This window comes from Rhodococcus sp. ZPP (assembly GCF_017656075.1).
Lineage (GTDB): Bacteria > Actinomycetota > Actinomycetes > Mycobacteriales > Mycobacteriaceae > Rhodococcus_F > Rhodococcus_F oxybenzonivorans.
In genome coordinates this window covers 3,483,297-3,506,533 of sequence record NZ_CP058638.1, presented here as the reverse complement: position 1 = coordinate 3,506,533, position 23,237 = coordinate 3,483,297, and the positions used below count along the sequence as shown (strand labels likewise).

General features: G+C 63.3%; 18 protein-coding genes. 6 read left to right on the top strand and 12 right to left on the bottom strand.

Translation table 11 applies throughout. The annotated features are described in order from the left end of the window. Nucleotides 1–39 precede the first annotated feature (39 nt). Entirely contained in the window at nucleotides 40–1,578 is a 1,539-nt protein-coding gene (gene zwf / locus HYG77_RS16630) for a glucose-6-phosphate dehydrogenase (RefSeq protein ID WP_208959936.1), read from the top strand. 177 nt (nucleotides 1,579–1,755) lie between these two features. Here the strand turns inward: zwf and HYG77_RS39645 are convergent, their stop codons facing one another. The 3 genes from HYG77_RS39645 to hxlB are packed head-to-tail and all read right to left on the bottom strand — an operon-like array spanning nucleotide 1,756 to nucleotide 2,975. Then, nucleotides 1,756–1,884 (bottom strand): orotidine 5'-phosphate decarboxylase / HUMPS family protein, encoded by a 129-nt coding sequence (locus HYG77_RS39645; protein WP_244372902.1) that lies wholly within the window; start codon nucleotides 1,882–1,884, stop codon nucleotides 1,756–1,758. Then, nucleotides 1,881–2,348, bottom strand: a complete 468-nt coding sequence (locus HYG77_RS16625; RefSeq protein ID WP_244372900.1) for an orotidine 5'-phosphate decarboxylase / HUMPS family protein — start codon at nucleotides 2,346–2,348, stop codon at nucleotides 1,881–1,883. The genes HYG77_RS39645 and HYG77_RS16625 overlap by 4 nt, the downstream gene beginning before the upstream one ends. Nucleotides 2,349–2,393: 45 nt before the next feature. Next, a complete protein-coding gene (gene hxlB / locus HYG77_RS16620; RefSeq protein WP_208959935.1) occupies nucleotides 2,394–2,975 on the bottom strand; it encodes a 6-phospho-3-hexuloisomerase in 582 nt (193 codons plus the stop codon). A gap of 190 nt (nucleotides 2,976–3,165) precedes the next feature. Here hxlB and HYG77_RS16615 point away from each other — a divergent pair, with 190 nt between their 5' ends. Next, entirely contained in the window at nucleotides 3,166–4,386 is a 1,221-nt protein-coding gene (locus tag HYG77_RS16615; RefSeq protein WP_208963413.1) for a LuxR C-terminal-related transcriptional regulator, read from the top strand. Between the two features lie 840 nt (nucleotides 4,387–5,226). On the opposite strand, the gene zigA is transcribed toward HYG77_RS16615, so the two are convergent. The 5 genes from zigA to HYG77_RS16590 all read right to left on the bottom strand — a co-directional run bounded on the left by zigA (nucleotide 5,227) and on the right by HYG77_RS16590 (nucleotide 10,798). Next, entirely contained in the window at nucleotides 5,227–6,438 is a 1,212-nt protein-coding gene (gene zigA / locus HYG77_RS16610; protein ID WP_208959934.1) for a zinc metallochaperone GTPase ZigA, read from the bottom strand. A 115-nt stretch (nucleotides 6,439–6,553) separates the two neighbouring features. Next, complete coding sequence (nthB, locus tag HYG77_RS16605; protein ID WP_208959933.1) at nucleotides 6,554–7,192, bottom strand: nitrile hydratase subunit beta; 639 nt, start codon at nucleotides 7,190–7,192, stop codon at nucleotides 6,554–6,556. Between the two features lie 26 nt (nucleotides 7,193–7,218). After that, nucleotides 7,219–7,842 (bottom strand): nitrile hydratase subunit alpha, encoded by a 624-nt coding sequence (nthA, locus tag HYG77_RS16600; protein ID WP_208959932.1) that lies wholly within the window; start codon nucleotides 7,840–7,842, stop codon nucleotides 7,219–7,221. Nucleotides 7,843–7,916: 74 nt separating this feature from the next. Continuing rightward, entirely contained in the window at nucleotides 7,917–8,981 is a 1,065-nt protein-coding gene (locus HYG77_RS16595) for a phenylacetaldoxime dehydratase family protein (protein ID WP_208959931.1), read from the bottom strand. A 263-nt stretch (nucleotides 8,982–9,244) separates the two neighbouring features. Further along, the gene (locus tag HYG77_RS16590) at nucleotides 9,245–10,798 is read right to left on the bottom strand and encodes an amidase (RefSeq protein WP_208959930.1); all 1,554 of its coding nucleotides are present in this window, start codon (nucleotides 10,796–10,798) and stop codon (nucleotides 9,245–9,247) included. Between the two features lie 576 nt (nucleotides 10,799–11,374). On the opposite strand from HYG77_RS16590, the gene HYG77_RS16585 reads away from it, so the two are divergent. After that, nucleotides 11,375–12,418 carry a helix-turn-helix domain-containing protein gene (locus tag HYG77_RS16585; RefSeq protein WP_208959929.1) on the top strand — a complete coding sequence of 348 codons (1,044 nt, stop codon included), beginning with the start codon at nucleotides 11,375–11,377 and terminating at the stop codon, nucleotides 12,416–12,418. Between the two features lie 88 nt (nucleotides 12,419–12,506). Here HYG77_RS16585 and HYG77_RS16580 read toward each other — a convergent pair whose 3' ends face one another. Beyond that, nucleotides 12,507–12,806, bottom strand: a complete 300-nt coding sequence (locus HYG77_RS16580; protein ID WP_208959928.1) for a hypothetical protein — start codon at nucleotides 12,804–12,806, stop codon at nucleotides 12,507–12,509. 55 nt (nucleotides 12,807–12,861) lie between these two features. Here HYG77_RS16580 and HYG77_RS16575 point away from each other — a divergent pair, with 55 nt between their 5' ends. After that, nucleotides 12,862–13,593, top strand: a complete 732-nt coding sequence (locus HYG77_RS16575; protein WP_208959927.1) for a MerR family transcriptional regulator — start codon at nucleotides 12,862–12,864, stop codon at nucleotides 13,591–13,593. A gap of 113 nt (nucleotides 13,594–13,706) precedes the next feature. Here the strand turns inward: HYG77_RS16575 and HYG77_RS16570 are convergent, their stop codons facing one another. After that, nucleotides 13,707–14,054, bottom strand: a complete 348-nt coding sequence (locus tag HYG77_RS16570; RefSeq protein WP_208959926.1) for a hypothetical protein — start codon at nucleotides 14,052–14,054, stop codon at nucleotides 13,707–13,709. Between the two features lie 150 nt (nucleotides 14,055–14,204). Next, the gene (locus HYG77_RS16565; protein WP_208959925.1) at nucleotides 14,205–15,713 is read right to left on the bottom strand and encodes an MFS transporter; all 1,509 of its coding nucleotides are present in this window, start codon (nucleotides 15,711–15,713) and stop codon (nucleotides 14,205–14,207) included. A 394-nt stretch (nucleotides 15,714–16,107) separates the two neighbouring features. On the opposite strand from HYG77_RS16565, the gene HYG77_RS16560 reads away from it, so the two are divergent. Continuing rightward, nucleotides 16,108–19,389, top strand: coding sequence for a protein kinase (locus HYG77_RS16560; RefSeq protein ID WP_208959924.1), 3,282 nt, complete (start codon nucleotides 16,108–16,110; stop codon nucleotides 19,387–19,389). Nucleotides 19,390–19,404: 15 nt separating this feature from the next. Here HYG77_RS16560 and HYG77_RS16555 read toward each other — a convergent pair whose 3' ends face one another. Further along, nucleotides 19,405–21,375: a GAF domain-containing protein gene (locus tag HYG77_RS16555; RefSeq protein ID WP_208959923.1), complete on the bottom strand. Its 1,971-nt coding sequence runs from the start codon at nucleotides 21,373–21,375 to the stop codon at nucleotides 19,405–19,407. A 298-nt stretch (nucleotides 21,376–21,673) separates the two neighbouring features. Between HYG77_RS16555 and HYG77_RS16550 the strand changes: the two genes are divergently transcribed. Further along, nucleotides 21,674–23,209, top strand: a complete 1,536-nt coding sequence (locus tag HYG77_RS16550; RefSeq protein ID WP_244372898.1) for an AMP-binding protein — start codon at nucleotides 21,674–21,676, stop codon at nucleotides 23,207–23,209. The last annotated feature ends 28 nt before the right edge of the window (nucleotides 23,210–23,237 follow it).

The window sequence follows — 23,237 nt, the reverse complement described above, 5'->3', positions numbered from 1 at the left end:
TGCGCCTGTAGTGGAGCGAAAAGACGGAGTGCAGCTGAAGTGACCGTATCTGAAGTGCAGGAGCGGAACCCGCTGGCAGGCGGCTCGGGCGTTGTCGGCGAGGCATTGATCGGCAACACCGGTCAGGTCGCAGAGCCGGCGTCGATGGTGATTTTCGGGGTCACCGGTGATCTCTCGCGCAAGAAGCTGATCCCGGCCATCTACGACCTCGCGCACAGTGGTCAGCTGCCGCCGGACTTCGATCTCGTCGGCTTTGCTCGCGACAGTACAGACTTCGATTCCCGGTTGCGGGATGCTGTGATCGCGCACGCGCGCACACCATTCGATCCTGCGGTGTGGGCGGGGCTCTCCGAGCGCATCCACCTCGTACAGGGGTCGTTCGACGACACCGCGGCGTTCGCCCGGCTCGCCGCACGGCTGGCCGAGCTCGATGTCCGCCGCGGCAAGCCCGGCAATTACGTCTTCTACCTGTCCATCCCGCCCTCGGCGTTCGAGGCGGTCTGCGACCAACTTGCGATCACCGGACTGAACCGAACTGCGCACGGCTGGCGCCGGGTGGTGGTGGAGAAACCGTTCGGACACGACCTGGCCAGCTCGCAGGCCCTCGGTGCCGCACTGGAGAAGGTGTTTCCGCCGTCGTCGATCTACCGCATCGACCACTACCTGGGAAAGGAGACGGTGCAGAACATTTTCGCTTTACGCTTCGCGAACGGGATGTTCGAGCCATTGTGGAACAATCGGCACATCGACCATGTGCAGATCACCATGGCCGAGAGTGTCGGAGTGACTGGACGTGCCGGGTACTACGACGGTGTCGGTGCCGCCCGCGATGTCATCCAGAATCACCTGCTGCAACTCTTGGCGTTGATCGCGATGGAAGAACCGGTCGCGTTCGACGCCGACAGCATCGCCGCCGAGAAGATCAAGGTCCTCTCTGCCACCGAGCTCCTCGGCCCACTGTCGGAGACGTCGGCCCGCGGCCAGTACGGTGCGCGTATCGAGAACGGTGTTCCCGTAGCAGGATTGGTTGACGAGGCGGGATTCCCCGCCGACTCGGCGACCGAAACCTTCGCGGCACTGACAGTCGGTGTCGCGACCCGCCGATGGGCCGGCGTTCCGTTCTTCATCCGTACCGGAAAACGCCTCGCTCGGCGGACGACTGAGATCGCAGTGACCTTCAGACCGCCCGCTCACGGTTCACCGGCCGCGCGAGCTGCTGCGGTGTCCAATGTGCTCGTCTTCCGGGTACAACCGGACGACGGCATCGAACTCCACATCGGCGCCAAGCGCCCCGGCGACGGCATGCACATTCAGCCGGTCAGCCTCGGGATGGATTTCCGGTCGGTGTTCGACCCGGCCCCGGAGGCCTACGAACGGCTGATCTGCGACGTGCTGCGTGGAGACGCCACACTCTTTCCTCGCCGGGAAGAGGTCGAATGGTCCTGGCGGGTCATCGATCCCCTTCTCGGCTATTGGGCCGGTGTCGGCCGGCCGGACAACTATCTCTCCGGGACGTCCGGCCCGGAGTCGGCGGATCGGATGCTCAGCCGGTCCGGCCGTGCGTGGCGGTCGCTCTGACCCGATAGGGCAGGGAGGCTCGGCGAGGTGGGACCGATCGAGGGGTTCGGTCCCACCTCGCTATCGGACAGAAGCTGATCCAGTCTTGGACACAGGCACACTGCAGCCGACACCGCACCGTCAATAGCGAAGGGCCCCGAACACTTTTTGTGTTCGGGGCCCTTCGCGACTGGATGCCTACTTGGTGAGGGCGTCCTTGAGCGCCTTCGCGGCCGCGGCCGGGTCCTCGGCGCTGTAGATGGCGCCACCGGCGACGGCGACGTCGGCACCGGCGTCACGGACGGCGGCGATGGTGTCGACCTTCACGCCACCGGCGACGGAGAACGGGACACCGGCGATCTTGCCGTCGTCGAGGAGGGTCTGGATGGAGTATCCGGGCTGGGCCTGCTCGTCGAGACCGGCGTGAATCTCGACGAACGCGACACCGAGCTTGGCGATCTCACGGTGATCGGCGTCGAGAACCGTGTCGAGCGCGCCTCGACCGCACCCTTGATGGTGGCATCACCGGCGGCACCGAGGACGGTGACCAGGTCGGCGCCGGCGGAGAACGCCAGGTCGGCCTCGAGAAAGCCGGCGTCGGCGGTCTTGAGGTCGGCGAAGACCTCCTTGTCCGGGTGCGCCGCCTTGATCGCGCTGATGGCACTGAGGCCGGCGCTCTTGATCAGCGGGGTGCCGAGTTCGATGATGTCGACGTACGGGGCCACCTTGTGGGTCAGCGCCAGCGCGTCAGCGGTGGTGAGCAGATCGACTGCAACCTGCAGCTTCGTCATGTGTTTCTCCTGTTATTTATCTTCGGGGGGTTTGGGGGTCTCGGGTCAGCCGATGTTGGCGTGGCGTTCCCACAGCCGCTCGGCGGTCTGGTCTTCGTTGTCCCACAGCGCCTGGAACAGTGCGTCGAACGCGAGGAGCACGGACTGCTCGAACAGGCTGCCCGCGTATTGGCGGGTGATGGTCGCGCTGTGGTCCTGCTTGTCGGCCGCCGGCAAGACCAGCACCTCGTCGGCACGCCGGGCGAGCGGCGAGTCGGATGCGGTGGTGACGGCCAGGATCGAGGCCCCCACCTTCTTCGCGGTGTCGGCGGCGCCGACCACCGATGCGGTGGTACCCGACCCCGACACGGCGATCAGTGCGTCACCGGTGCCGATCGCGGGAGCGGTGACCTCACCGGCGACGTGCACGCGCAGGCCGAGGTGCATCAGCCGCATGGCTGCCATCTGAACGGCCAGGCCGCTGCGTCCGTTGCCGATCACGAACACCGCCCGAGCGGAGGTGATCAGCGAGCCGGCGCGGTCCCATTGTTCCGCAGCAACGGAATTGAGCAGCCGCTCGTTCTCGGCGAGCACGATGCGGCGCCCGTCACTGAACCGTGTGCGTGTCTGCTCGACGGTGACGGTCATGATCCTCCTCGGTGATAGCCGATCTCTGGTGAACTCGACACTGCCAACTACCGCCTGCTTCGACACCCGGCCGCTCGGCGGGTTCGGGCTGGCCGATTGGCCAGTGCCTACCCGTCCCTACCGGCGATACGGTGGATGCGTGGTAAGCACGGAGGACTCTGTTCGGTTGCAGGTCGACCCCTGGGTGGAGATGCGGAAGGTGATCACGGGACCGCTCCCGGACATCGCGACGCGCTTCTTCCGGTTCCTCGGCCAGTTGTGGCCGCACGAGGCCCTGGTCATCTTCACCCGCGAGTGCACGGGGCGTCCCCGCAAAGTAGCCGGTAAGCGCGAGATCGTCGACCGGGTCACCATCGACGAACTCGACGAGATCAAGCAATCCCTCGAACCCGGTGGCGTTTACGACGGCGTCGCCATGCTGGCCGGCGTCCGCCGCCGAGTGTGGGCCATCCGCGACGTCTGCGACACCCTGCTGGTCCTGGTTCCGCGGCCGTCTGAGACAGGTGCACCCCACCCCGATGAGGTCGCCGCCGTGTTCGGGATCGTCGCCACGTCGATCCAGCACCAGGTGGCGCAGGCCAGCCCCGACTATCTCGCCGAGTCACGGGCCGCGTCGAGTGAACGTGCCCGCACCATTGCCGAATTGACGGAGGTTCACGAGGCGACCCTCTCCTCGATCCTCGGAACCCTGCGCTCGAACGATCTCGACGACCGCCGTTCGCGGATCACCGCCAGCGAAACAGCCTCGGCCGCATTGATTTCTCTGCGATCCGCAAGTGCCGCCGACCGTGCCCTGTCCGAGGAAGCGGTCACCACCGCATTCGCCAAACTGCACGGGGAATTGCGACCACTGCTCAAGCACCGTGAGGTCGACGTCGAATACATCGAACCGCCGGCCGACGGCCGTCCACTCCCCGGTGAGGTGGCGCACGCGGCGCGGGCGATGGTCCGGGCTATCGTCCTGGCATTCGTCGCCCAACCGATGCTCACCAAAATGCGGATCGCGTGGGACTGCGACGGCGACAACGTCCTGATCGAGGTCCGCGACCAGGGTCCCGGGATCATCGACCGAAATGCACTGACACGGCAGCTGTCCGGGCGCCTGAATACTTTGCGCGGGCGGATTGACATCGAATCGATCCCCGCGTGGGGGAGCAGAGTGACGCTCACCATTCCGTTGGACCCACCCGCCACCCGACCCGACGAGCACTTACTCTCCACCCTGAACCCGCGCGAACTCGAAGTCCTCACCCACCTCGCAATGGGCAAACGCAACCGCACCATCGCCGAGGAACTCGGAATCAGCCAGAGCACCATCAAATTCCACGTCGCCGGCGTGCTCAAGAAACTCGACGTCGCCAACCGTGGAGAGGCCGGGGCCATTGCAGCGCGCGCCGGCATCGTGCCGTAGACCCAGTGCTTGGCCGGCGTAATCGAGGGCCATGGTGTTCTCGCTCGCGAGGTGGCTCGGTATCTCAGACTGATCCGGTCCGTTGGAAACCGAGAAGGCGACCGCTGGTCACCCGAATGTCAGTGGGAGGGAGGTCCGCGCGGCACCCGATTACTCCATGTCCGCATGTTCGGAATGTTGATAACCTGCCGGAAGTCTATTGCCACACTAGTTGCTGCAAGAACTTCCGCAGTGCTGCCACTGCTGCGGCCGGTTCGTCCCAGAACAGCATATGGGCGGCGCCGGGCACCTCGATCGGTTGTGCGGGCCGGATTGGCTTGCGCAGCGACTCGTGCCGTTCCAGTTCCTGCTGACGTCACGGCCAACGTGGCCAGAATTTGAGCCACGTCATCGGCGTACCGCTATTGGCATGGTGTGAGGTGATCGCGTGATTGGCATGCTGCCTGACATCGGCTCGGGTTCATGAATGACACGAGGCCTGGCCTATGACAATCAGCACCGTGACCGCGATGCGCTACCTACACGCCGCGCATCCACACCGCTCTCAGCCACCCCACTGAACTTCGGAACCGATTCCGCTTCGATATCTCATGAAATCCGGGCACAAGAGATCGGGTGCGACCGTCCATCCGGCTGCGGTCAGCCATCGTTCCACCGGTTTGGTCAGGTCGCAGTTATTCGCCTTCTCCGCGACAGTTCCGGCGAGGATGGGTCCGACTGACCCAGTACGGGTCAGTCATGTCTCATGACCGAGAATCCGGGAACCCGCGCGGGTTCCTGAACTAGGCGACCGATCGGCATTTGTTGCCATCGGGACGGCGGAGGTCAGATGGCGCTTGTTCAGGCAAACGTGCGGGTGACCTGGTCGGTAAGATTGTCGCCGAGTGGGTCGGGCCATGTTGTCCAGGTGTCGGGGCCGAGTTCGATCTCGGCGGTGGTCAGCAGGCACGCGTCGAGTTGCTGACGCAGTGTGTCGGGGTCAATTTCTTGACCGATGAAGACCAGTTCTTGACGGCAGTCACCAACGGGTTCTTCCCATTTGTCGAGTATTCCCGCACGGCGGTAATCGTCACTAGGCCAGTAGGACTCAGGTAGGAATTTCCACCACCGTCCGATGTAGCCGTGTCGGATCAGGTGGCCGGCCTGGGAGATGCTGCCGATCTCGGTGAATCGGCTCGCGTTCCAGTAGTAACCTTTGGCGCGCAGGAGACGCCCGTTGGCCCATTCGCGGGTGAGGAACTGGTGTAGCCGCCCGGGGTGGAAGGGGGCGCGTTCACGGTAGACGACGGAACTGATCCCGTATTCCTCCGTCTCGGGGGTGTGTTGGCCCTGTAATTCTTGGAGCCATCCGGGTGCCTGGGCGGCCTTTTCCAAGGAGAACAGACCGGTGTCCAGAATGGTTTCGAGTGGGATCTGGCCGTGGGACATCGACTGTATGCGCGCAGTGGGGTTGAGCGAGCGCAGGACAGCGGTTAGTTCGGTCAGGTGCTGTGCTGTGACGAGGTCTGATTTGCTGACCAGAATGACATCGGCGAACTCGATCTGATCGACCATCAGGTCAGAGACGTCGCGTTCGTCGTCGGGTGCGTCGGCCTCGACGCGGCCGCCGGTCCGGTAGTCGTGGAGAAAGCTGTGGGCGTCGACGACGGTCACCATGGTGTCCAGGCGGGCGACATCTGCCAGCGCGTGTCCGTCGGTGTCGATGAAGGTGAACGTTTCCGCGACTGGTAGCGGCTCGGAAATACCGGACGATTCGATCAGGAGGTAGTCGAATCGTCCGTCAGCGGCCAGTGCACCGATTTCCGCGAGAAGGTCCTCGCGCAGGGTGCAGCAAATGCAGCCGTTGGTCATCTCGACGAGCTTTTCCTCCGAGCGGCTCAGTGAGATCTCCCGTTCGACTTCGGCGCTGTCGATGTTGATCTCGCTCATGTCGTTGACGATGACGGCCACCCGCCTGCCTTCACGGTTGCGCAAAATCTGGTTGAGAAGCGTGGTTTTCCCGGCGCCGAGAAATCCTGACAGCACGGTCACGGGAAGTCGCGTGTCGGCCATTGCGTTGAATCCTTCCGAGAGGTCGGGGAGATCCCGGCTATGAATGTGGCGGCGGCGGGCACGCGAACCGGGGATGCGTACCCGCCGACGCCGTTGGTGACAGTGTGGGAGCGGGTCAGGCTGCCGGTTCGAGGTAACCCTCGAATAGGTCGACTACGACGCTGCCGGCGTCGGTGTCGTCACCGAAGAGGTCGTCGGCCGCGAACTGGACGTGGTAGGTCGGTTCCGCCCCGGCGTCGTTGCGGCCGTGGCCGATGGCGTCGGGGAAGGGCCACTGGTCGCCGGTGCGGTGCGTGACGGTCCCGACCCGGCCGCGGCAGTAGGCCGGCATGCGGATGTGCCCCGGGACGTACTCGTCGCGCACCCGGACACGTTGCCCGACCTCGAAGGTGATGGTGTCGGTGCGGGCCGGACGTCCCTCCGACTCGGCCGGCCGGGACAGCGGGAACGGGCCCCCGGCAAGCGCTTCGAGTTCCTCGTGGGTGAGGATGCCCTTTTCGACCATGAGGGTGGCAACGCCGATGGCGTACCTCTCGTAATAGGGCGTCATCATGTAGTGGCGGGGTTCCATCCGCTCGACGACGTAGCGGACCTCGTCGACACTGAAGGCACCCAGCTCCGCCACTCCGAGGAAGAACAGGCTGTAGGGCAGGTGTTCCCAGTCGGCGTGGAAGGTGGGACCGATATCGGCGTTGACGGTGTGGGGCACCTTGCCGAACCCTTGAACACCGGCGAGATCGTGTACTCCATCCATGGGTTTATCTCCTATGATTCGGTGGATCAGTTGGCCGGGACCTGCGGGACTGCGACCCCGATCAGGCAGTCCTTGGTGACGATCTGCTGTAGTTGCTCCTGGGTCCAGCCTTCGGTGCCGGCGGGCCGTTGGGGGAGCACGATGTAGCGGGTCTCGGCGGTGGTGTCGTACACCCGGATCTCGACATCCTCGGCGATGTCGGTACCCATCTCGGACAGCACTTTTCGAGGTTCGCGGACGACGCGGGCACGGTACTCGAAGCTCTTGTACCATGTCGGCGGCAACCCGAGGATGGGCCAGGCGGTGCAGGAGCAGAGGGAGCAGACGATCACGTTCTTGAGGGTGGGGGTGTCCTCGAGCGCGACGATGTATTCGCCCTGCGGTCCCAGATAACCGTACTGGTCCACGGCCGCGGTGCCGTCGGTGAGGAGCAGCTCGCGGAACTCCGGGTCGGTCCAGGCCCGCGCGACGAGTTCGGCGCCGCGCTTCGGGCTGAAGTCCTCCTCGAAGGTCTTCTTCCACGCTTCGGTGTAGCCCTCGGGGACCAGGCCCTTCCCGTCGAGCGCGCGGAACAGTGCCCACGCGCGATCCGACGCCGGCGCTTGAGCTGGTGCGGCATTGTCTGGTGTGTGTTCGATCGTTGAGGTCATTGTTTCCACTTTCTGTAGGGGGCTGGTACGTACGAAGTGGGAATTTGGTGTGTCGGGAAGCGCTTTGGGGTAGGTCAGCGGCTAAATGCCACGGTTTGTGCATCGCGCAGCATGCCGGTCCGGGGATGGCAGTTGATGTACTCGTACAGTTGGTCGCGTGCATCTGACACCGATACCTCGTGATACAGACGCAGCTTCGACAGACCCTCGGCGACTCGGAAAAAGGTAGTGAAGATTCGCAGATGGGTGGGATGGGATTCTGCCCAACGCTCCAGTTGGTCGAGCGAAGCCCAGTGCCCGATGTTGTAACTCAGATCAAGGAAGTTCCCTTCCAGGTCGATATTGCGTACGAACCTATTGCTGTAGCAGCCGACCGTCTCGCCGCTGTCGCGAAGAAAGTCCATGCCCTGCTGCAATGTTGGGAGGATGTCATCGAGATACAGGGATCGTTCTTCTGATTCGGCATCCTTCCAATCCTGACCGGAGCGAATCAACGCGATGTTGTCGTGGCCCTGGATCATTACCCGACCACCAACGGCGGGATCACCACTGATCACCCGCAGTTCGCCCGAAGGCTGCATCCAATCAGTTTGGGACAGCGGGAAACGTTCGCGCATCGAGCCCCAGTACCCGTGCTCGTTGATGTCGCCGCTGATCCCGTCCATCACCGCGCCGATACCAGGGAGGTCTTCCTGGAAGGCGTACAAAGTCTCGAATTGCTCGGCCCGGGGGGCGACGGTCTCGCGAAAGTAGCCGAGTCCCTCGGACAGTCGTTCGTCCGATGCCCACCAGTCGGCGACAACGGAGTTGCTTATCCAACGGGTGTAGGAAGCAACATCTTTCCAGTAACCCACCACCATCAGGTTCTCGTAGCCCTCGTTGTCCTCATGGTGAGTCAGGTCGTGGTGCAGCGGGCCGTCCTCCAGATCGAAGCTGGAGACGATGCCGCGCATTGCCGCAAGCGCGGCCGGGCGGTGCTCGTCGCCGCGAAACTGCACGCCGAGATACGCCATCACCACCTGCTGGAGGGTTTCATCAGCGCGCCCGACCCACATGGGGAAGGGAGGTTGGTAGTTGTCGGGCACACGTCGGCTCAACGTTCGGGGACATACGAGGTGGTCGCTGATTGCAGATTCCATAAGGACTCCTGTTTCATCGAGTTGGGGCTTCGAGAGAATCTCGGAAACTCGTATAGGTCAGAAGCTACCGTCCACTAACGGTGTGAATTTGACCACGAGCGACTGATAGTTCGACGATGAGCGACAGTCAGTGAAGAAGCCGGAGAATTGCCGGAAACGCACCGGAATCGCAGGCCTTCTCCCATTCGGCACGGAAGACAGGTTCATCGTCCGCGTCAGGACAAGGCCGAGCCCGTCCGTGTCCTGAGGACGAATACTTCTGTTTACGCGAAACTTCTTGCGGTCGCGGCCGCCGGTGGTGCAGGAAACGCGCCAACAGCATGTTCGTAGGTGTGTGCCACGCGCAGGACCGTGGCGTCGTCGAAACGCTTGCCGACGATCATCAGACCTGTCGGCAAGCCACCGACCAGACCGGCAGGGACCGAGCACGCCGGGTGCCCGGTGACGTCGAAGGGAGCGGTGTTGCCCACCATCGACAGCGCGACATGCAGGTAATCGGCCAGTCCGGCATCGGCCGGGGGAATCTGTTGGGCGGTGTAGGGGACGGTGGGCATGACCAGTACGTCGAAGCGGGTCAGTGCGGCGTCGTAGGCGGCGCGCAACTCGGGTACGAGTTGGCGGGCCATGGCGTAGTACTTGCCGCCGCCGACCTCGAAGGTATAGCGACCCGACAATCCCACCAGCTTCACGGTCTTGGACAGCTCGTGGCCTCTGTGGAGGCGCTGGGCGGCGAAGTGCGCGACCAGCTCCGGGTCGTAGAAGCCGTCGGTGTTCATCCCGTAGGCGTTGCCGTCGAGCATCTGATAGGCGGCGCCCTCGGTGGCGATCACGTTCCACACGTGCATGGCGTCGAGATGCCAGGGAATCGACACCTCCTCCGCCGCCAGTCCGGCACCGCGCAGGACTTCGACCGCAGCCCGGACGGCAGCGTCGACGTCCGGATCGGACACGGGTGTGCCGAAGCCTTCGGTGACGACACCGACACGGAGCCCGGACGCCGATTGGGTGATCGCCGACAGGTAATCGACGACCTCGATCACGGTCGGCTGGCGGGGATCGGCGCCATCGGGTCCTGCCAGCACACCGAGCATGACGGCCGCATCGGCAACGGTGCGGGTGATCGGGCCGAGGTGATCGATGGTTCGCTCGATGGGAAACGCCCCGGTGTAGGGGACCAGTCCGTGCGTCGGCTTGTGACCGACGGTTCCGCAGAACGCTGCGGGGATCCGGATGGAGCCGCCCTGGTCGCCGCCGACGGCCATATCGACGTCTCCGTTTGCAACGAGTGCTCCACTGCCGCTGGAGGAGCCGCCGGAATTGCGTGTCGCGTCCCATGGGTTGCGGACCGGTGCGGGCTGTGATGTGAAACTGGCCCCGGAGAAACACAGGTCCTCGCACACTGCCTTACCGGTGATCGTCGCACCGGCATCGAGGAGCCGGCGGACCACCGTCGCATCGCGGCGAGGGATGAAGCCCTCCACGGAGCGGGATCCGTTCATCATCGGGACACCGGCGACCGCGACATTGTCTTTGACTGCCACCGTCTTTCCGGACAATGGGCCGTCCGGTGCGCCGGCGATCTCGGTGGTGACGTACCAGGCACCGAGACGGTTACGCTCCGGTGCGGCCGGCGCCCATTCCCGCTGCGGGGTCGGTGGGGCGGAGCGCCGATAGAGGTTCTCGACGGCGGTCGACGCACCGAGGGACGCTTCGACCGCAGGTGCAAATTCCTCGAGTTCCGCAGCGGACAGGCCGAACCGAAAGTGCCGGTCAAGCGCGGCCAGGCGTGCGGAATCGGGTGGGGGCAATGTCGACATGAAAACTGTGTCTCCTTCGGTTGAACCGCGGCACGCCCGCAGGGGCATGTTCCGAGGACAGTTGAGAGTCCTGTGCTGCCAGGGCAGTAGATCTCATCGGCAGTGGCAGGGGTCGGATGGGGCCGTTGACGAGGCCGCGTGCTCGCGAGCAGGCATCAGGTGCCTCGGTGGCGATGAACCATCCGACGGTGCAGGCGCAGTCGATGACTTGTTCGTCCACGTTTGCGCAGCCTCCAGCACACAACATCATCAGTCCAGGAGGTCCCCTGAACACCCCCGGGATTTCCGGCGTACTCGAACGGTAGGCGCTTCCGGGGCGTGGCGTTTGACGCTGAGCGCCAGCCAACTTTGCACGTTGCGACACTCGTCGCATGGGCCAATCACCAGATTGGGAACGGAGGACTCAGCGGATCGGGTCATGGCGCCGCGCGCGGTGGGGCGGCTCGTCCACAAGGCGTTGCCTGCTCCTCGCCGCCGGGTCGGTGGCATGCTGCTTGGACGTAGGCAGTCCGTGCAGGTTGACATGTGATTTCATCGCTCTTAGCGTGGTGTTCGCGCGAGCAGAAGGAGCCGTTCATGTCGTCGTTGCCGCCGCCGGATGGTGACATGGTGGACGATGACTGCCCGGACTGCCGCCGCTCCGGCGAGTTGATCAAGGTAGCGCCTGCTCCAGTCCCATCGACACCCCACCAGGGCCGCGAAGTGGTGCGAACCACCGCTCTCGGCACCTGGATCGAAACGATCCGCGACACGTTCGTGGCACTGGACATCGCGCCGATCGAGCCAGAAAACTTTACCGGGGCGGTGCAGACCCGCCATTTCGCGCACCTGATGGCGGCCGACGTCACGGCCACATCCCAGATCTTCCGCAGAACGGCCAGGCTTGCCAACCGCCATCCGCTCGAGTTGATGCAGATCGGCATGGTCGTCGCCGGTGAGGGGCAGCTCATCCAGGACGGGCGCACGTGCACCCTCGGCCCGGGAGATTTCGCCCTCTACGAGACTTCGCGGCCATTTACCTGGAGTTTGCATCCGGAGTGGCACCTGCGCGTGTTCACTTGGCCACGGGCCTCGTTGTCGCTCACCGAGACTCAGTTGCAGGACTTGACGGCGCGGACCGTACGATCCACCTCACCTGTGGGACAGTTGCTCTCACCGATGCTCTCCACCCTCCTGGTGGCCGATGGAGAGGTATCGTCCGCCGGTGCCATCGGCCTGGCAAGCGGGCTGGCGGACCTGGCCATCACGGCGGCCCAAGAGGAAGGTCGATCCAAGGACCCTGATCCAGGTCTGCGAGACCTCTACGCGAGTATGGTGCAGCACATCGAACGCCACCTGGACGATCCGGATCTGTCCCCCAGCGGTATCGCCCAGGCGTTCTTCGTCTCCACTCGAACGGTTCACAGAGTGTTCGCACGCTTCGGCGCAACCGCTGCCGCCACGATTCGCGAGCACCGGCTCGAGGCCTGTCGTCGCGCGATGATGGCTCCACGCAACAGATCCCGATCCCTGACCGACATCGCCTTCCAGTTCGGATTCGTCGATCTATCGGTCTTCAGCAGAGCATTCACGACGACCTACGGCATCAGTCCGAGCCGGTACCGCGAACAACATCGATGAATCATGGACCGAAATACTCGACCATAGCCGGTTCGACTGTGCAGCAACAAGAGACGTGGTTGAACTACCGAGTGCGCAACGAGCGCCGCTACCGGGGCCGGTCGGATTCTCGATTCCCCTCGTCGGCAGTTGTTTTCAGCATCCGGTCCAGTTCTCTGCCTGCGTCGTCATAGCCGGCGTCGGAGATTCGTTGCAGTTCGCGCAGGTCACCGGCCGACACTGCGCGTCGAGTGAGCAGAAACCCGGCGCGCATGGATCCCTCGTCCAGCAACTCGCTCAGCTCCGCGAGGTCACCGGTCGCGTCGGCGAGGTCGGCCAACCGGTCCAGAGCGGTCTCGTTGCCCTCATCGGCCAGCGCGCGCAGAGTCTCCCGATCGATGTTCTCCATGTGGCCATTCTGCAACCCTTCCCCAGGGGAAAGGTCAAGTGGAACGATTGGCCGAGTGATCACCATCGGGCAGCTGGCAAGATACGTGGGAGTGTCGATCAAAACCATCCGCGTCTATCACGACAAGGGGCTGCTCCCTGAACCCGACCGCGATTCATCCGGCTACCGGCGGTACGGCGCGAATGACGCCATCGACCTGATCAAGATCCGAACGCTGGCCGAAGCGGGTGTTCCCCTGGCCCGTATCGGGGACCTGAGGTCGGCGACCGAGGAAAAGTTCCAGCAGGCGCTGCGCGAGATCGACGACAAACTCACGGCCCACATTCGTGACCTGGAGGCAACGCAGGGCCGTCTGCGTCAGCTCGCCGCCGGGCATCTGGTGCCGCTGCCCACGGAGGTCGGTGCCCATCTCGAAGACCTACTCCGGTGGGGATTCACACCCCGTTGGGTCGACCTGCAACGCGACCTGTGGATCCTCGTGTTCGCCACCCACCCAGACCACGCGATGACACTGTTTCACGATCAAGCCGACATTCTTGCCGACCCGCTGCTGCGGCAGCTTTTCCGCGACTACGACCACACGTACGACCTCGACGCCGATGATCCCCGTATCGACGACCTCGCGCGCCGGATCGTGGCGGCGACGCAGGAACGCTACGGAAAGGGCGAACTCCCGGAGCTGAATGAAGCGTTCGAAATCCCTGCCCTGATCCAACAGACGGTCAACGCCTCGTCCCCGGCATGGCAGCGACTCGACACACTGATACGTGACCAACTGGACCCGTGATTCGACGCGACAGACAACGGTGCATCCGTCAGCGCGCGCCGCGGAACATCGGGGCCGGATGTGAAGAACCGCGAGAGCGATGTTCTTGTCGTTGCGGAGTCGGCTGTGTCAGGTCATCGATCGACCTGAGGGGGAGAATATGGATAGGTGTCGACGAGTGCTCTGACGGTTTCGGCGTCGACGCCGACCTCGGCGACGAAGTGGCGAAGCATCTGTACGAAGCGAGTGCGTGTCATGCCGAAGCTGACGAAGATGTCCTCGTCAGTCGCGCCGCCGTAGGGAATCCACGCTCGAGCGAATTCGATGAATCGAGCGGCTTCTCCCCGGGACTTGCACTCGGTCTGTATCTGTCGCCTGGTGTGTTTGGTCCGGCGCGATTTCTGATACTCGCGCGTGTAGGTTTCGACGCCCGTAGAGTCTGCGCCGGTTTTTGTTGGCTTCAATGGACAGCTTTCTGACATCCGCTTCTACCCTGGCGGTCTGTTTGCTGATGTGGTCACCCGTGCAGGTGCGGCAGTCAGCGGAATGGCGGGCTCACCGGAGACTGCCGCACCCGAATTTCGACGACGTCGAGTCGACGACTACTTCTGACGTAACCGGGTGGGGTCAGGTCAGTCGGTCGAAACCCTGGTGGGGACCAGTGGTTCTGCTCCTTGTGCCGAAGTTGTCACTTTCCGTGGCAGAAGCAAGCAGCTGACGGCAACCAGGGCTGTGACGACGATGCCCATCACGAACACGATCGTGAAGGAAGTCCAGGTCGGCGCAGCCGTACTGGTGCCGGTAGTGAGGATGCTTCCCGAAAGTTGGACGCCGAGTGTGCCACCGACTGCCTTGACGACAAACGCGAGACCGCTGAATGCCCCGATCCGGCTGACCGGAGACGTCAACGCCACTGTGTTCATTGCCTGCGTCAGTGTGATCCCACCCGAAGCGCCAATGAGGATGGTCGCTCCCATGACCATGAGGAAATGTCCGTTTGCAGTGAGAAGAAGGACGAACGACGCCCCGGCCAGAATGACACCCGTGAGCATGGTGGTTCGTCCACCGACCCGAAGATCGAGCCAACCTGTCAGCGGTGCTACAACGGCGCCGGCCAAGCCGAGGGGGAGCAGGAGAAGGCTCGTCGTGAACTCGGAGGCGCCAAGACCGAACCCTGTGTCGGTCGGTTGTTGCACCAGCATGGGTACCGCCAGAAACAGCGCATTGGTAGCGAACCCACACAGCAGATACACGAGGCAGCTCACTGCAAGTGGCCGCGTCGCAAGCAAGCGCACGTCGATGAGCGGCTCGGACGAACGAAGCTCGAGGACGACGAAGGTTGTCAACAGCGCAACGCACACAAGCACTGTTGTTCCGAATTCAATAGAAAGCCAACCCCATTCGGGCGCTTTGGTGATGCCGACGAGAATGACGGCCATTCCGCTGCCGAGGAAAGTCGCGCCCGTGTAGTCGACGCGGCCGTGATTGGCAGGAGGACACGACGGCACCAGGCGCCACGCGGCGACGAAGATGACGGTGATGATGACGAAGGGGACTGAGAACAACCAACGCCACGGGAGAACGCTCACGAGCAGCCCGGAGCCGACGAGCCCAAACGCCGTCCCAGCGTAGATGAAGGCAATGACCGAACCATTGCCCGACTTGATCCGGGCTTCGGTCTGAGTATCGCGAATAATCCCGAAGGCAAGGGGGACGACCGCGAGGCCAACTCCCTGCAGGAGCTGTCCCAAGGTAAGCATCAAGATCGAATTCGAAAGACCCGAGACTGCGGTTCCGGTTGCGACGATTGCGAGTACGGCAAGGAGGATTGACTTCTTGTCGCGAATGTCGGACAGGCGGCCGATCAAGGGGGTGGCCACAGCACCCGTGAGCAGCACACCGGTAATCACCCACGCGATTTGAGCTTCTGTTGCGCCGAGGGACTCTTGAATCAGCGGTAGAGCAGGGGAAAGGATCGATTCGAGACCCTTGTAGGCAAATACTGAGGCAACAACGACCGCAAGCGTCAGCGTTGGATTGACGCGGCGCCCCTGCGATCTTTCGGATAATGTCACTTCTGGTCCTCCGGAGAGATGATGGTGATTGCCGTCGATTGCACCCGACTGAACTTCACTGATCATCTGGTTTCTGTTGCGTAGCGCGACTCCTTGGTTTCCAGCGAGCAGGGTTGGTCGGGACCAGAGCTGATCGGGCAGCCAGGCCCGTCAGCTCGGACGTGCGAGACCGTGGTGATCCGCGACACACAGAGACAGTATTCCTGGTTGGAGCAACGACAAATGTCCGCCGGAGACACACTGCCCTCGACTTTGTGTCCCCGAGGGGGTAGCCAGCCGTTAGTGCGAGTTCGTGACGGTGCATTTTAGGATTGCGGGGCCGTCGAATTTCCAGTTTGCGGTCTTCAGCCCACGGCCGTCGCACACTGTTGGGTGACGCCTCCAGCGATATCCTGGTTATCCAGGAGGTGTCGGCCGACACCTCGACAAACCCCTCAACAGGGCAAAGAGCGCATCGTAGATGGCGACCGACAATGATCCCTTCGCAACACAGCGTGTCGACAACGCTGTGTTGGTGACGGACCTGGAATCGGCGGGATTTTCCAATGCCGAGGAGATCGGGCGCGGTGGCTTCGGCGTCGTGTATCGCTGCACGCAGACCGCTCTGGACCGCACTGTCGCGGTGAAGGTTCTCACCGCAGACTTCGACGACAACGAGAATCGGGAACGATTCCTCCGCGAACAGCGGGCGATGGGGAGGCTGACAGGGCACCCGAACATCGCGAATGTCCTGCAGATAGGTACCACCGACAGTGGTCGGCTCTTTCTTGTGATGCCCTACTACGCCCGTGGCTGCCTCGACGCGCGAGTCCGCCGGCACGGACCTCTCCCACTGGACGAGGCCCTTCGTTTCGGGGTGAAGATCGCGGGCGCCCTCGAAACAGCGCACCGGCTCGGCATCCTGCACCGCGATATCAAACCCGCGAACATCTTGCTCTCCGACTACGACGAGCCCGCACTGGCCGACTTCGGTATCGCGCGCATTCAGGGGAGTTTCGAAACCGCCACCGGTACCGTCACCGGCTCACCTGCGTTTACCGCGCCCGAGGTTCTGGCCGGGAAGTCGCCGAGCCCGGCCTCGGACGTCTATGGGCTGGGCGCCACTCTCTTCTGCGCATTGACCGGCCATGCTGCTTTCGAGCGGCGTAGCGGTGAGCAGCTGGTCGCGCAGTTCGTTCGCATCACCACCGAGCCCGTTCCGGACCTTCGGGAACAGGACATCGCTGAAGACGTCAGTGCGGCGGTGGAACGGGCGATGGCCACATCCGCACCAGACCGGCACTCCGCCGCCACCCTCGGTGAGGCCCTCCGGCGCGCGCAATTCGACCACGGTTTCGCGGTCGACGACATGGCGCTCCACACCGGTTCCGGAGGTGAACGGCCGCAAGAGGCCCTGCCGAACTCCATGGTTGTTCGTCCCGCCGGAGGCGGTTCCTATCCTGGCCCGACTCGGTTGCCGGGCAGGACGACAGGGAACTTGCCGGTGGAGCTGACTAGTTTCGTCGGTCGCAGGCATGAACTGTCGGAAGTGAAACGCTCCCTGGAAACATCGCACTTGGTGACACTGACCGGTTTCGGAGGCGTCGGCAAAACACGCCTCGCACTCAGGGCAGCTGACAGTGTGCGACGCGGATTCAACGACGGAGTATGGCTGGTGGAGTTCGCCGAGCTATCGGACGGTTCATTGGTGGCAGACCTTGTGGCTGGAGCTTTAGGCTTGCGGGATCAACGGGCGAGCAACCAGCTCGACGGCCTGTTGAACTTTCTGGCTCCACGCGAGCTCTTACTGGTGCTCGACAACTGTGAGCAGGTAGTGGACGCGGCGGCAGAGCTGTCCGCAACCCTTCTTCGCGGCTGTCCGCAATTGCGTATCCTCGCCACCAGTCGCGAGCCTCTCGGCATCGCCGGGGAAGCTGTTCTGCGCGTCCCACCGCTCACCATTCCCGAGCATGTGCCCTCACTTCGAGGAACACCTAGCTACGACGCCGTCACATTGTTCGCCGAACGCGCCGCCACGGCCCTCCCGACGTTCACACTGACCGAGGACAACGCGGGCACGGTCGCCCAGATCTGCCATCGGCTCGACGGATTACCGTTGCCCATCGAACTCGCTGCGGCCCGGGTGCGAGCCCTGTCGCCAGAGCAAATCCTCCAGCGGCTGACCGACCGCTACACGCTGCTGTCCCGCAGCAGCCGAACCGCCCCGACCCGGCAGCAAACGATGCGTCTGTGCGTCGACTGGAGCTACGACTTGTGCAACCCCGTAGAGCGGTTGCTGTGGGCCCGGCTTTCGGTGTTCGCGGGGAGCATCGAACTGGATGCGGCCGAGCAGATTTGCGGTAGTGACATGAATGCGCAGGAGGTACTCGATGCGCTGACCTCTCTGGTCGACAAGTCGATCCTTATTCGGGAGGAGTCCGGCGCAGTAGTGCGCTTCCGGTTGCTCGACATCCTGCGGGAGTATGGCAGGGAACTCGCGCAGAGAAACGAGGAGTACGCAGATCTGCGCTGTCGCCACCGAGACTGGTACCGGCAGTTGGCGCTCGAGGCAGAGTCGGATTGGATCAGCCCCCGACAGCTCGACTGGATCTCCCGCTTGGATCGCGAACAGACCAACCTTCGCGAGGTGATGGAGTTCTGCCTGGGTGACGATCCTGAGATCGGACTGACGATCGCCGCCGCCCTCCAGCCGTTCTGGCAGGCGCGTGGACTGTTCAGCGAGGGTCGGCGCTGGCTCGACCGGCTCCTTGCTGTGCCGTGGAAGACTCCGACGGTGGAGCGGGTGAAGGCCTTGCATGCACACAGCGTCCTGGCCGAACTGCAGGGCGACCTGACCGCGGCCTCCGCCTCGGTAGCCGAGGCACGCATGGTGGCCCAAAAGGTTCCCGACTCGACCGCAGATGCATTCGTCGCCCGAGCCGAAGGAACACTCGCGCTGTACCGCGGCGATTTTGCGCGGGCGCGATCACTGCTGGAAACCGCGATCGAAAAGTTCGACGCTCACGATTTCTCGCACATCGAGGTGCTTCACATGCTCGGACGGGCATGTGATCAGGCGGGTGACGAACGACGAGCGAACGAGTGCTATTCACAGGCACTCGCGATCACCGAGTCCTGCGGCGAGGTCGTACACCGCGCCGCGACCCTCCGGGCACTGGGCATCGCCGCATGGCGACGATCAGACCACCCCGGCACGGTTGAACTGCTGCGGCACGCACTGCAGTTGTCCCGCGAGGTAGGCGATCTCCGTACGACCGCAACGTGCCTCGAGGTCCTTGCCTGGGTCGCAGCCGAGAACAAAGATGCGCGGCGTGCAGCTGTACTGATAGGTGCCGCGGAGGAAATGGCGCAGTCCGTAGGGACTTTCACGCTGTGGTTCCCGAACCTGCTCCACTATCACGACGAGTGCGAGCGCAGAACGATGCAGGCGCTCGGCGAACCGACATTCGCGGCTTCCCGAAGGGACGGCCGAGTCCTGGGATTCAATGCTGCCATCGCCTATGCCCTCGGCGAGAAAACGCCCACGCCGCCGCCCACACCTGGGGAGACCGCGAAGTTGACCAAGAGAGAACGTCAGATAGCAGAGGCCGTCGCGGAGGGCCTGACCAACAGGGCCATCGCCACCCGATTGGTCATTTCCCCGCGCACCGTTCAAGGCCACGTCGAGCACATTCTGTCCAAGCTCGGGTTCAACAGCCGCGCGCAGATCGCAGCGTGGGTCGTCGAGCAGACTTCTACCTAGTCGAACAGAAGCCGACTAGGCATCAGCCTCCAGTGTGTTCTGATTGAGCCGATGAAGCTTCAGCGCGAGACGGAGTTCGCTCGTTCGATCCACAGTTCTCCAATCGTCTCCCAATAGGTCCTTCAACCGCTGCATTCGCTGTTTCACCGTACTGACGTGAACATGCAGAACTTCCGACGCCGCAGTCGGACTTCCATCCGTTGCAAGGAGGGCCTCGAGAGTGCTCAACAATTCGGTGTGGTGTGCCGCGTCGTACCGGGCCACTGGGGCAAGCGTCGTCCGCACGAATCGGTCCACATTCGGTCGATTGCTCAGAACCAGTCCGACGAACCCGAGATCTTCCAAGGTGCCCGACATGGCACCGCCCTGTATCCGTTCCATTGCATCACTGCAGGTCACCGCCTCGTCGAACAGCTCACGAACGCCGGCTACCGCGCGCGCCGGTCCCGCGCCGGCCACCGATGGCGTCACCCGTCCGGCGCGCGCGACTGCCGAGGACAGCTCCGCGGAATTCGACCGCGGATCATTTCCTGGAATCAGGGCTACTACCGACGACTTGTTTCCGCGCTGGAGGATATGGCTTTGCCCGGCCAAGCCCCCTCGGATCTTCGCTGCTTCGTCTGCGAGGTAAGCGAGCCGACGTTGCTGCAAGGGTGCTCGCACGACATGAACGGTGTACGGCTGACGCAGTTCCATTCGCAGCTGCGCGGCGCGGTGGATAAGCCGGCTGGGAGCTTCGTCGCCAGACAGGAGATCGTCGATGAAGTCGTCGCGACGAAAACCCGCGGCTCCGGCCTCTGCCTCGGCCAAGAGTAGGAGCAAGGCGGCGACGACTGCTGCACGTTCGAGGATCTGAATGTCTGGCTTCGCGGGGGTCTCGTCACCTTGGTAGTACAGAATGCCGAGAAGTCTGGCAGCCGCCAAGATCGGGATTGCTACCAGGCTCCCGGACGTTTGAGTGGTCCGCGCGAGAGCCGCTTGACGAATCAACTCGGGAGGCTGCGCAGTTCCGCTGAGGTCGCCGACGTCAGCGAGTAGGCGGTCGTCCGGATCGAACACAGCCAACTCACCGCCGACGATCTTGACGACTTCCTGAACGAGATTGTCGATGTTTCCGCCGGCCAAGGCGACCTGGGATAGCGTGAAGTGAGCCGTGGTCGCGCGCTCGGACTCGGCGTTACTCCGGGCCAGCTCTCGGTTCGCGTCCTCGAGTGACCGGAGTGCAGTCTTGGTTTCCTCGGCAAGCCTGGAGCGTTCGATCGAGATGGCGGCATGCCCGGCCAGCGAGTGCAGAAGGTCCAGATCCGCTGGAGTGTAGGCACGTTCGTCACGGTTGGCGGCGATCAACGCACCGAGCCGTTTAGACCCGTTGACCAGGGGCACGCCGACGGTCGCAACGATTTTCTCCCGCTCCATGACCCGGTCGACATCCGGAAAATGCACAAAATTCGGATCGCCGAAGTACCTCGTAACGATTAACGGCATTCCGCTCTCTATTATCCGCCCTGTCATCGCCATCCCCGCCGGTACACGAAGATCGAGAAGCTCGGAAGTCATGCCCCCCGAGGTCGCACCCAGGTGAGCGTATTCACCGTCTCGTTCCGCTAACCAGAGGTAAACGACGTCGGCGCGAAGAAGCCTCCGCGCACGATCGGCAATACCGCCGAGAAGCCTGTCCGGATCGTCTTCCGAGGTGATGTCAGCGACGGTGTCCAACAGTGCGCGATACCGATCATCTCGCGCCTCGTGCTGCCCGGCGACTTCTCTGACGAGAGCAAGCAGGGCCGGATGGAACCCAGGCTCCTCAGCGTTGACCGGGAGCTCCGAAGTCGCGCTCAAGATCTCGATGACCGTGCGCTCGACCTCCCGGAGATCCGAGCCCGTGCGGGAGACTGCGCGCACCAGCTCAGAGGCGACTCGCAGGATGTTGGTGGCTGTACCACCCGCGAGATTCTCGGAAGATGCGAGCCGCAATTCGTGTTTCATGATCGCCTCATCTCATCCTGCGCGCATTCAGCCGCAGCAGTTGCCTTCACCATACGGTGCATGTCCACCACGGACCAGAATCGGCGCAAGTACCGTCTCCGTCGGACATATCGACACGGACGCGACGAACGTAGGCTTCGGCGGAGGCCCGATTGACGCACGAAGTGTAGGGCAGCCCGAACACGTTGTGGGTGCTCGACGAGACACCGAGAACGATCCGAGATATGTACGCCAATCTGTGAGGTGCACGTTGGACGCCGTTGCCTGCGCAACATTCGCACGAACCTGGAACGAGACCGTGGCGGTTCACGCGAGCGAGACCTTCTTGGTCTTCGAAGGGTCGACGAACGACGTCACGCAATGGACCTATGAGGAGTTCGATCGAATCGTCGATTCGACGGCCGCCGCGCTCGAAGAGGCGGGGGTTGCGCCCGGGTCAGCGGTCCACGTCGTCTTGAAGAATTGTCCCGCCTTCGTGGCGGTGTGGCTCGCTGCGGCGCGCATCGGCGCAACCGCCATCTTCGCCGATCCGGCGTCCTCCGCCAGGGACATCGCGATGCATATTCGTCGAACGACACCGACTGTGGCGCTGTGCGGTTCCCGGAATGCCGACACGTACCTCCAGGGCATCAAGCGTGCGTCCGACGAGGGTGTGGGGCCGGCACTCGATATAGAACTTCTTGTCCTGAAGGAAGACTCGATCGACGTGCTTCCTGGCAGCCTCCTGGTCTCCCGCGACCGCCTCCCACGTCTTGTCGACGAACCAGGCCCGCATGACCGGCTGGCAGTGATGTTCACGTCTGGAACGACATCCGAGCCCAAAGCTGTTGTGCTGACGCAGTGCAACTATGCACACGTCGCCCAGGCGATGGCGAAGGCCGCCGACCTGAGACCGGGGGATCGCTGGTTGGTCACACTTCCACTGTTCCATGCAAACGCCCAATACTATTGCTTTGCTCCGGCGATTGCGGTAGGTGCAAGCGTGGCCCTGACCCACACATTCTCGGCCTCTCAGTGGGGTAAGCAGGCCGCCCGACTCGAGGCCACCCACGCCAGCTTATTCGCGGCACCGATTCGGATGATTCTTGCGCGGCGTCCCGAGGACACACCACAATTGAATCTCAGGCATGTGTGGTTCGCCCAGAGCCTCGCTCCCGGTCACTTCGACGAGTTCGCGTCGATGGTGGGATGTGCACCGCGCCAGCTGTACGGAATGACCGAAACCGTTTCCATGGTCACCGCGGAACGCCGTGAAGACGCGAGACCGGTCTTCATCGGCAACCCCAGCGACGCAGGGCGGAGAACCGCCATTGTCGATCCCCACAGCCTCGAGCCCGTCGAAACGGAAACCCCCGGTCTCTTGTTGGTAGCCGGCACCCCCGGGTGTGACCTTTTTGAGGAATATCTCTCGGATCCGAAGGCGACGTCGGCCGCACTTCTCAAAGAAGGCGGCGAGACGTGGCTACGAACTGGCGACCTGGTGGTGTCCGATCAGGACGGGCGCCTGCGATTCGTCGGCCGGGTCGACGACGTCATCAAGGTCTCCGGCGAGAACGTCAGCCTCACCGAGGTCGAGGCCGCATTGGCGCAGGCCCCGGGTGTTCTGGAGGTCGCGGTCGTCCCGCGGCCGGACCCCATTCGGGACGTTGTTCCCGTCGCCTATGTAGTAGCGCGGAATGTGGAGACTCCGCTCGACATCGACGAGCTCACCGCCTGGGCATCGAATAACCTTCCACCACAGGCATGTCCACGCGATTGGCACCAGGTGGCGGAACTTCCACGAACAAGTGTCGGCAAGATCAGACGCTCACAGCTGAGGTGTGAGGACGCGTAACGGTCACGTCCATCGAACACCCTGCAGA

What these genes read in the sequence shown, in the direction of transcription:
- HYG77_RS16565 (WP_208959925.1), bottom strand. Translation starts at nt 15,713, where the DNA reads ATGATCAGTGAAGTTCAGTCGGGTGCAATCGACGGCAATCACCATCAT.
- HYG77_RS16615 (WP_208963413.1), top strand. Translation starts at nt 3,166, where the DNA reads ATGCGGAAGGTGATCACGGGACCGCTCCCGGACATCGCGACGCGCTTC.
- zigA (WP_208959934.1), bottom strand. Translation starts at nt 6,438, where the DNA reads ATGGCCGACACGCGACTTCCCGTGACCGTGCTGTCAGGATTTCTCGGC.
- HYG77_RS16625 (WP_244372900.1), bottom strand. Translation starts at nt 2,348, where the DNA reads ATGACGAAGCTGCAGGTTGCAGTCGATCTGCTCACCACCGCTGACGCG.
- HYG77_RS16595 (WP_208959931.1), bottom strand. Translation starts at nt 8,981, where the DNA reads ATGGAATCTGCAATCAGCGACCACCTCGTATGTCCCCGAACGTTGAGC.
- HYG77_RS16555 (WP_208959923.1), bottom strand. Translation starts at nt 21,375, where the DNA reads ATGAAACACGAATTGCGGCTCGCATCTTCCGAGAATCTCGCGGGTGGT.
- nthB (WP_208959933.1), bottom strand. Translation starts at nt 7,192, where the DNA reads ATGGATGGAGTACACGATCTCGCCGGTGTTCAAGGGTTCGGCAAGGTG.
- HYG77_RS16585 (WP_208959929.1), top strand. Translation starts at nt 11,375, where the DNA reads ATGTCGTCGTTGCCGCCGCCGGATGGTGACATGGTGGACGATGACTGC.
- HYG77_RS16590 (WP_208959930.1), bottom strand. Translation starts at nt 10,798, where the DNA reads ATGTCGACATTGCCCCCACCCGATTCCGCACGCCTGGCCGCGCTTGAC.
- HYG77_RS16580 (WP_208959928.1), bottom strand. Translation starts at nt 12,806, where the DNA reads ATGGAGAACATCGATCGGGAGACTCTGCGCGCGCTGGCCGATGAGGGC.
- HYG77_RS16570 (WP_208959926.1), bottom strand. Translation starts at nt 14,054, where the DNA reads ATGTCAGAAAGCTGTCCATTGAAGCCAACAAAAACCGGCGCAGACTCT.
- hxlB (WP_208959935.1), bottom strand. Translation starts at nt 2,975, where the DNA reads ATGACCGTCACCGTCGAGCAGACACGCACACGGTTCAGTGACGGGCGC.
- HYG77_RS16560 (WP_208959924.1), top strand. Translation starts at nt 16,108, where the DNA reads ATGGCGACCGACAATGATCCCTTCGCAACACAGCGTGTCGACAACGCT.
- nthA (WP_208959932.1), bottom strand. Translation starts at nt 7,842, where the DNA reads ATGACCTCAACGATCGAACACACACCAGACAATGCCGCACCAGCTCAA.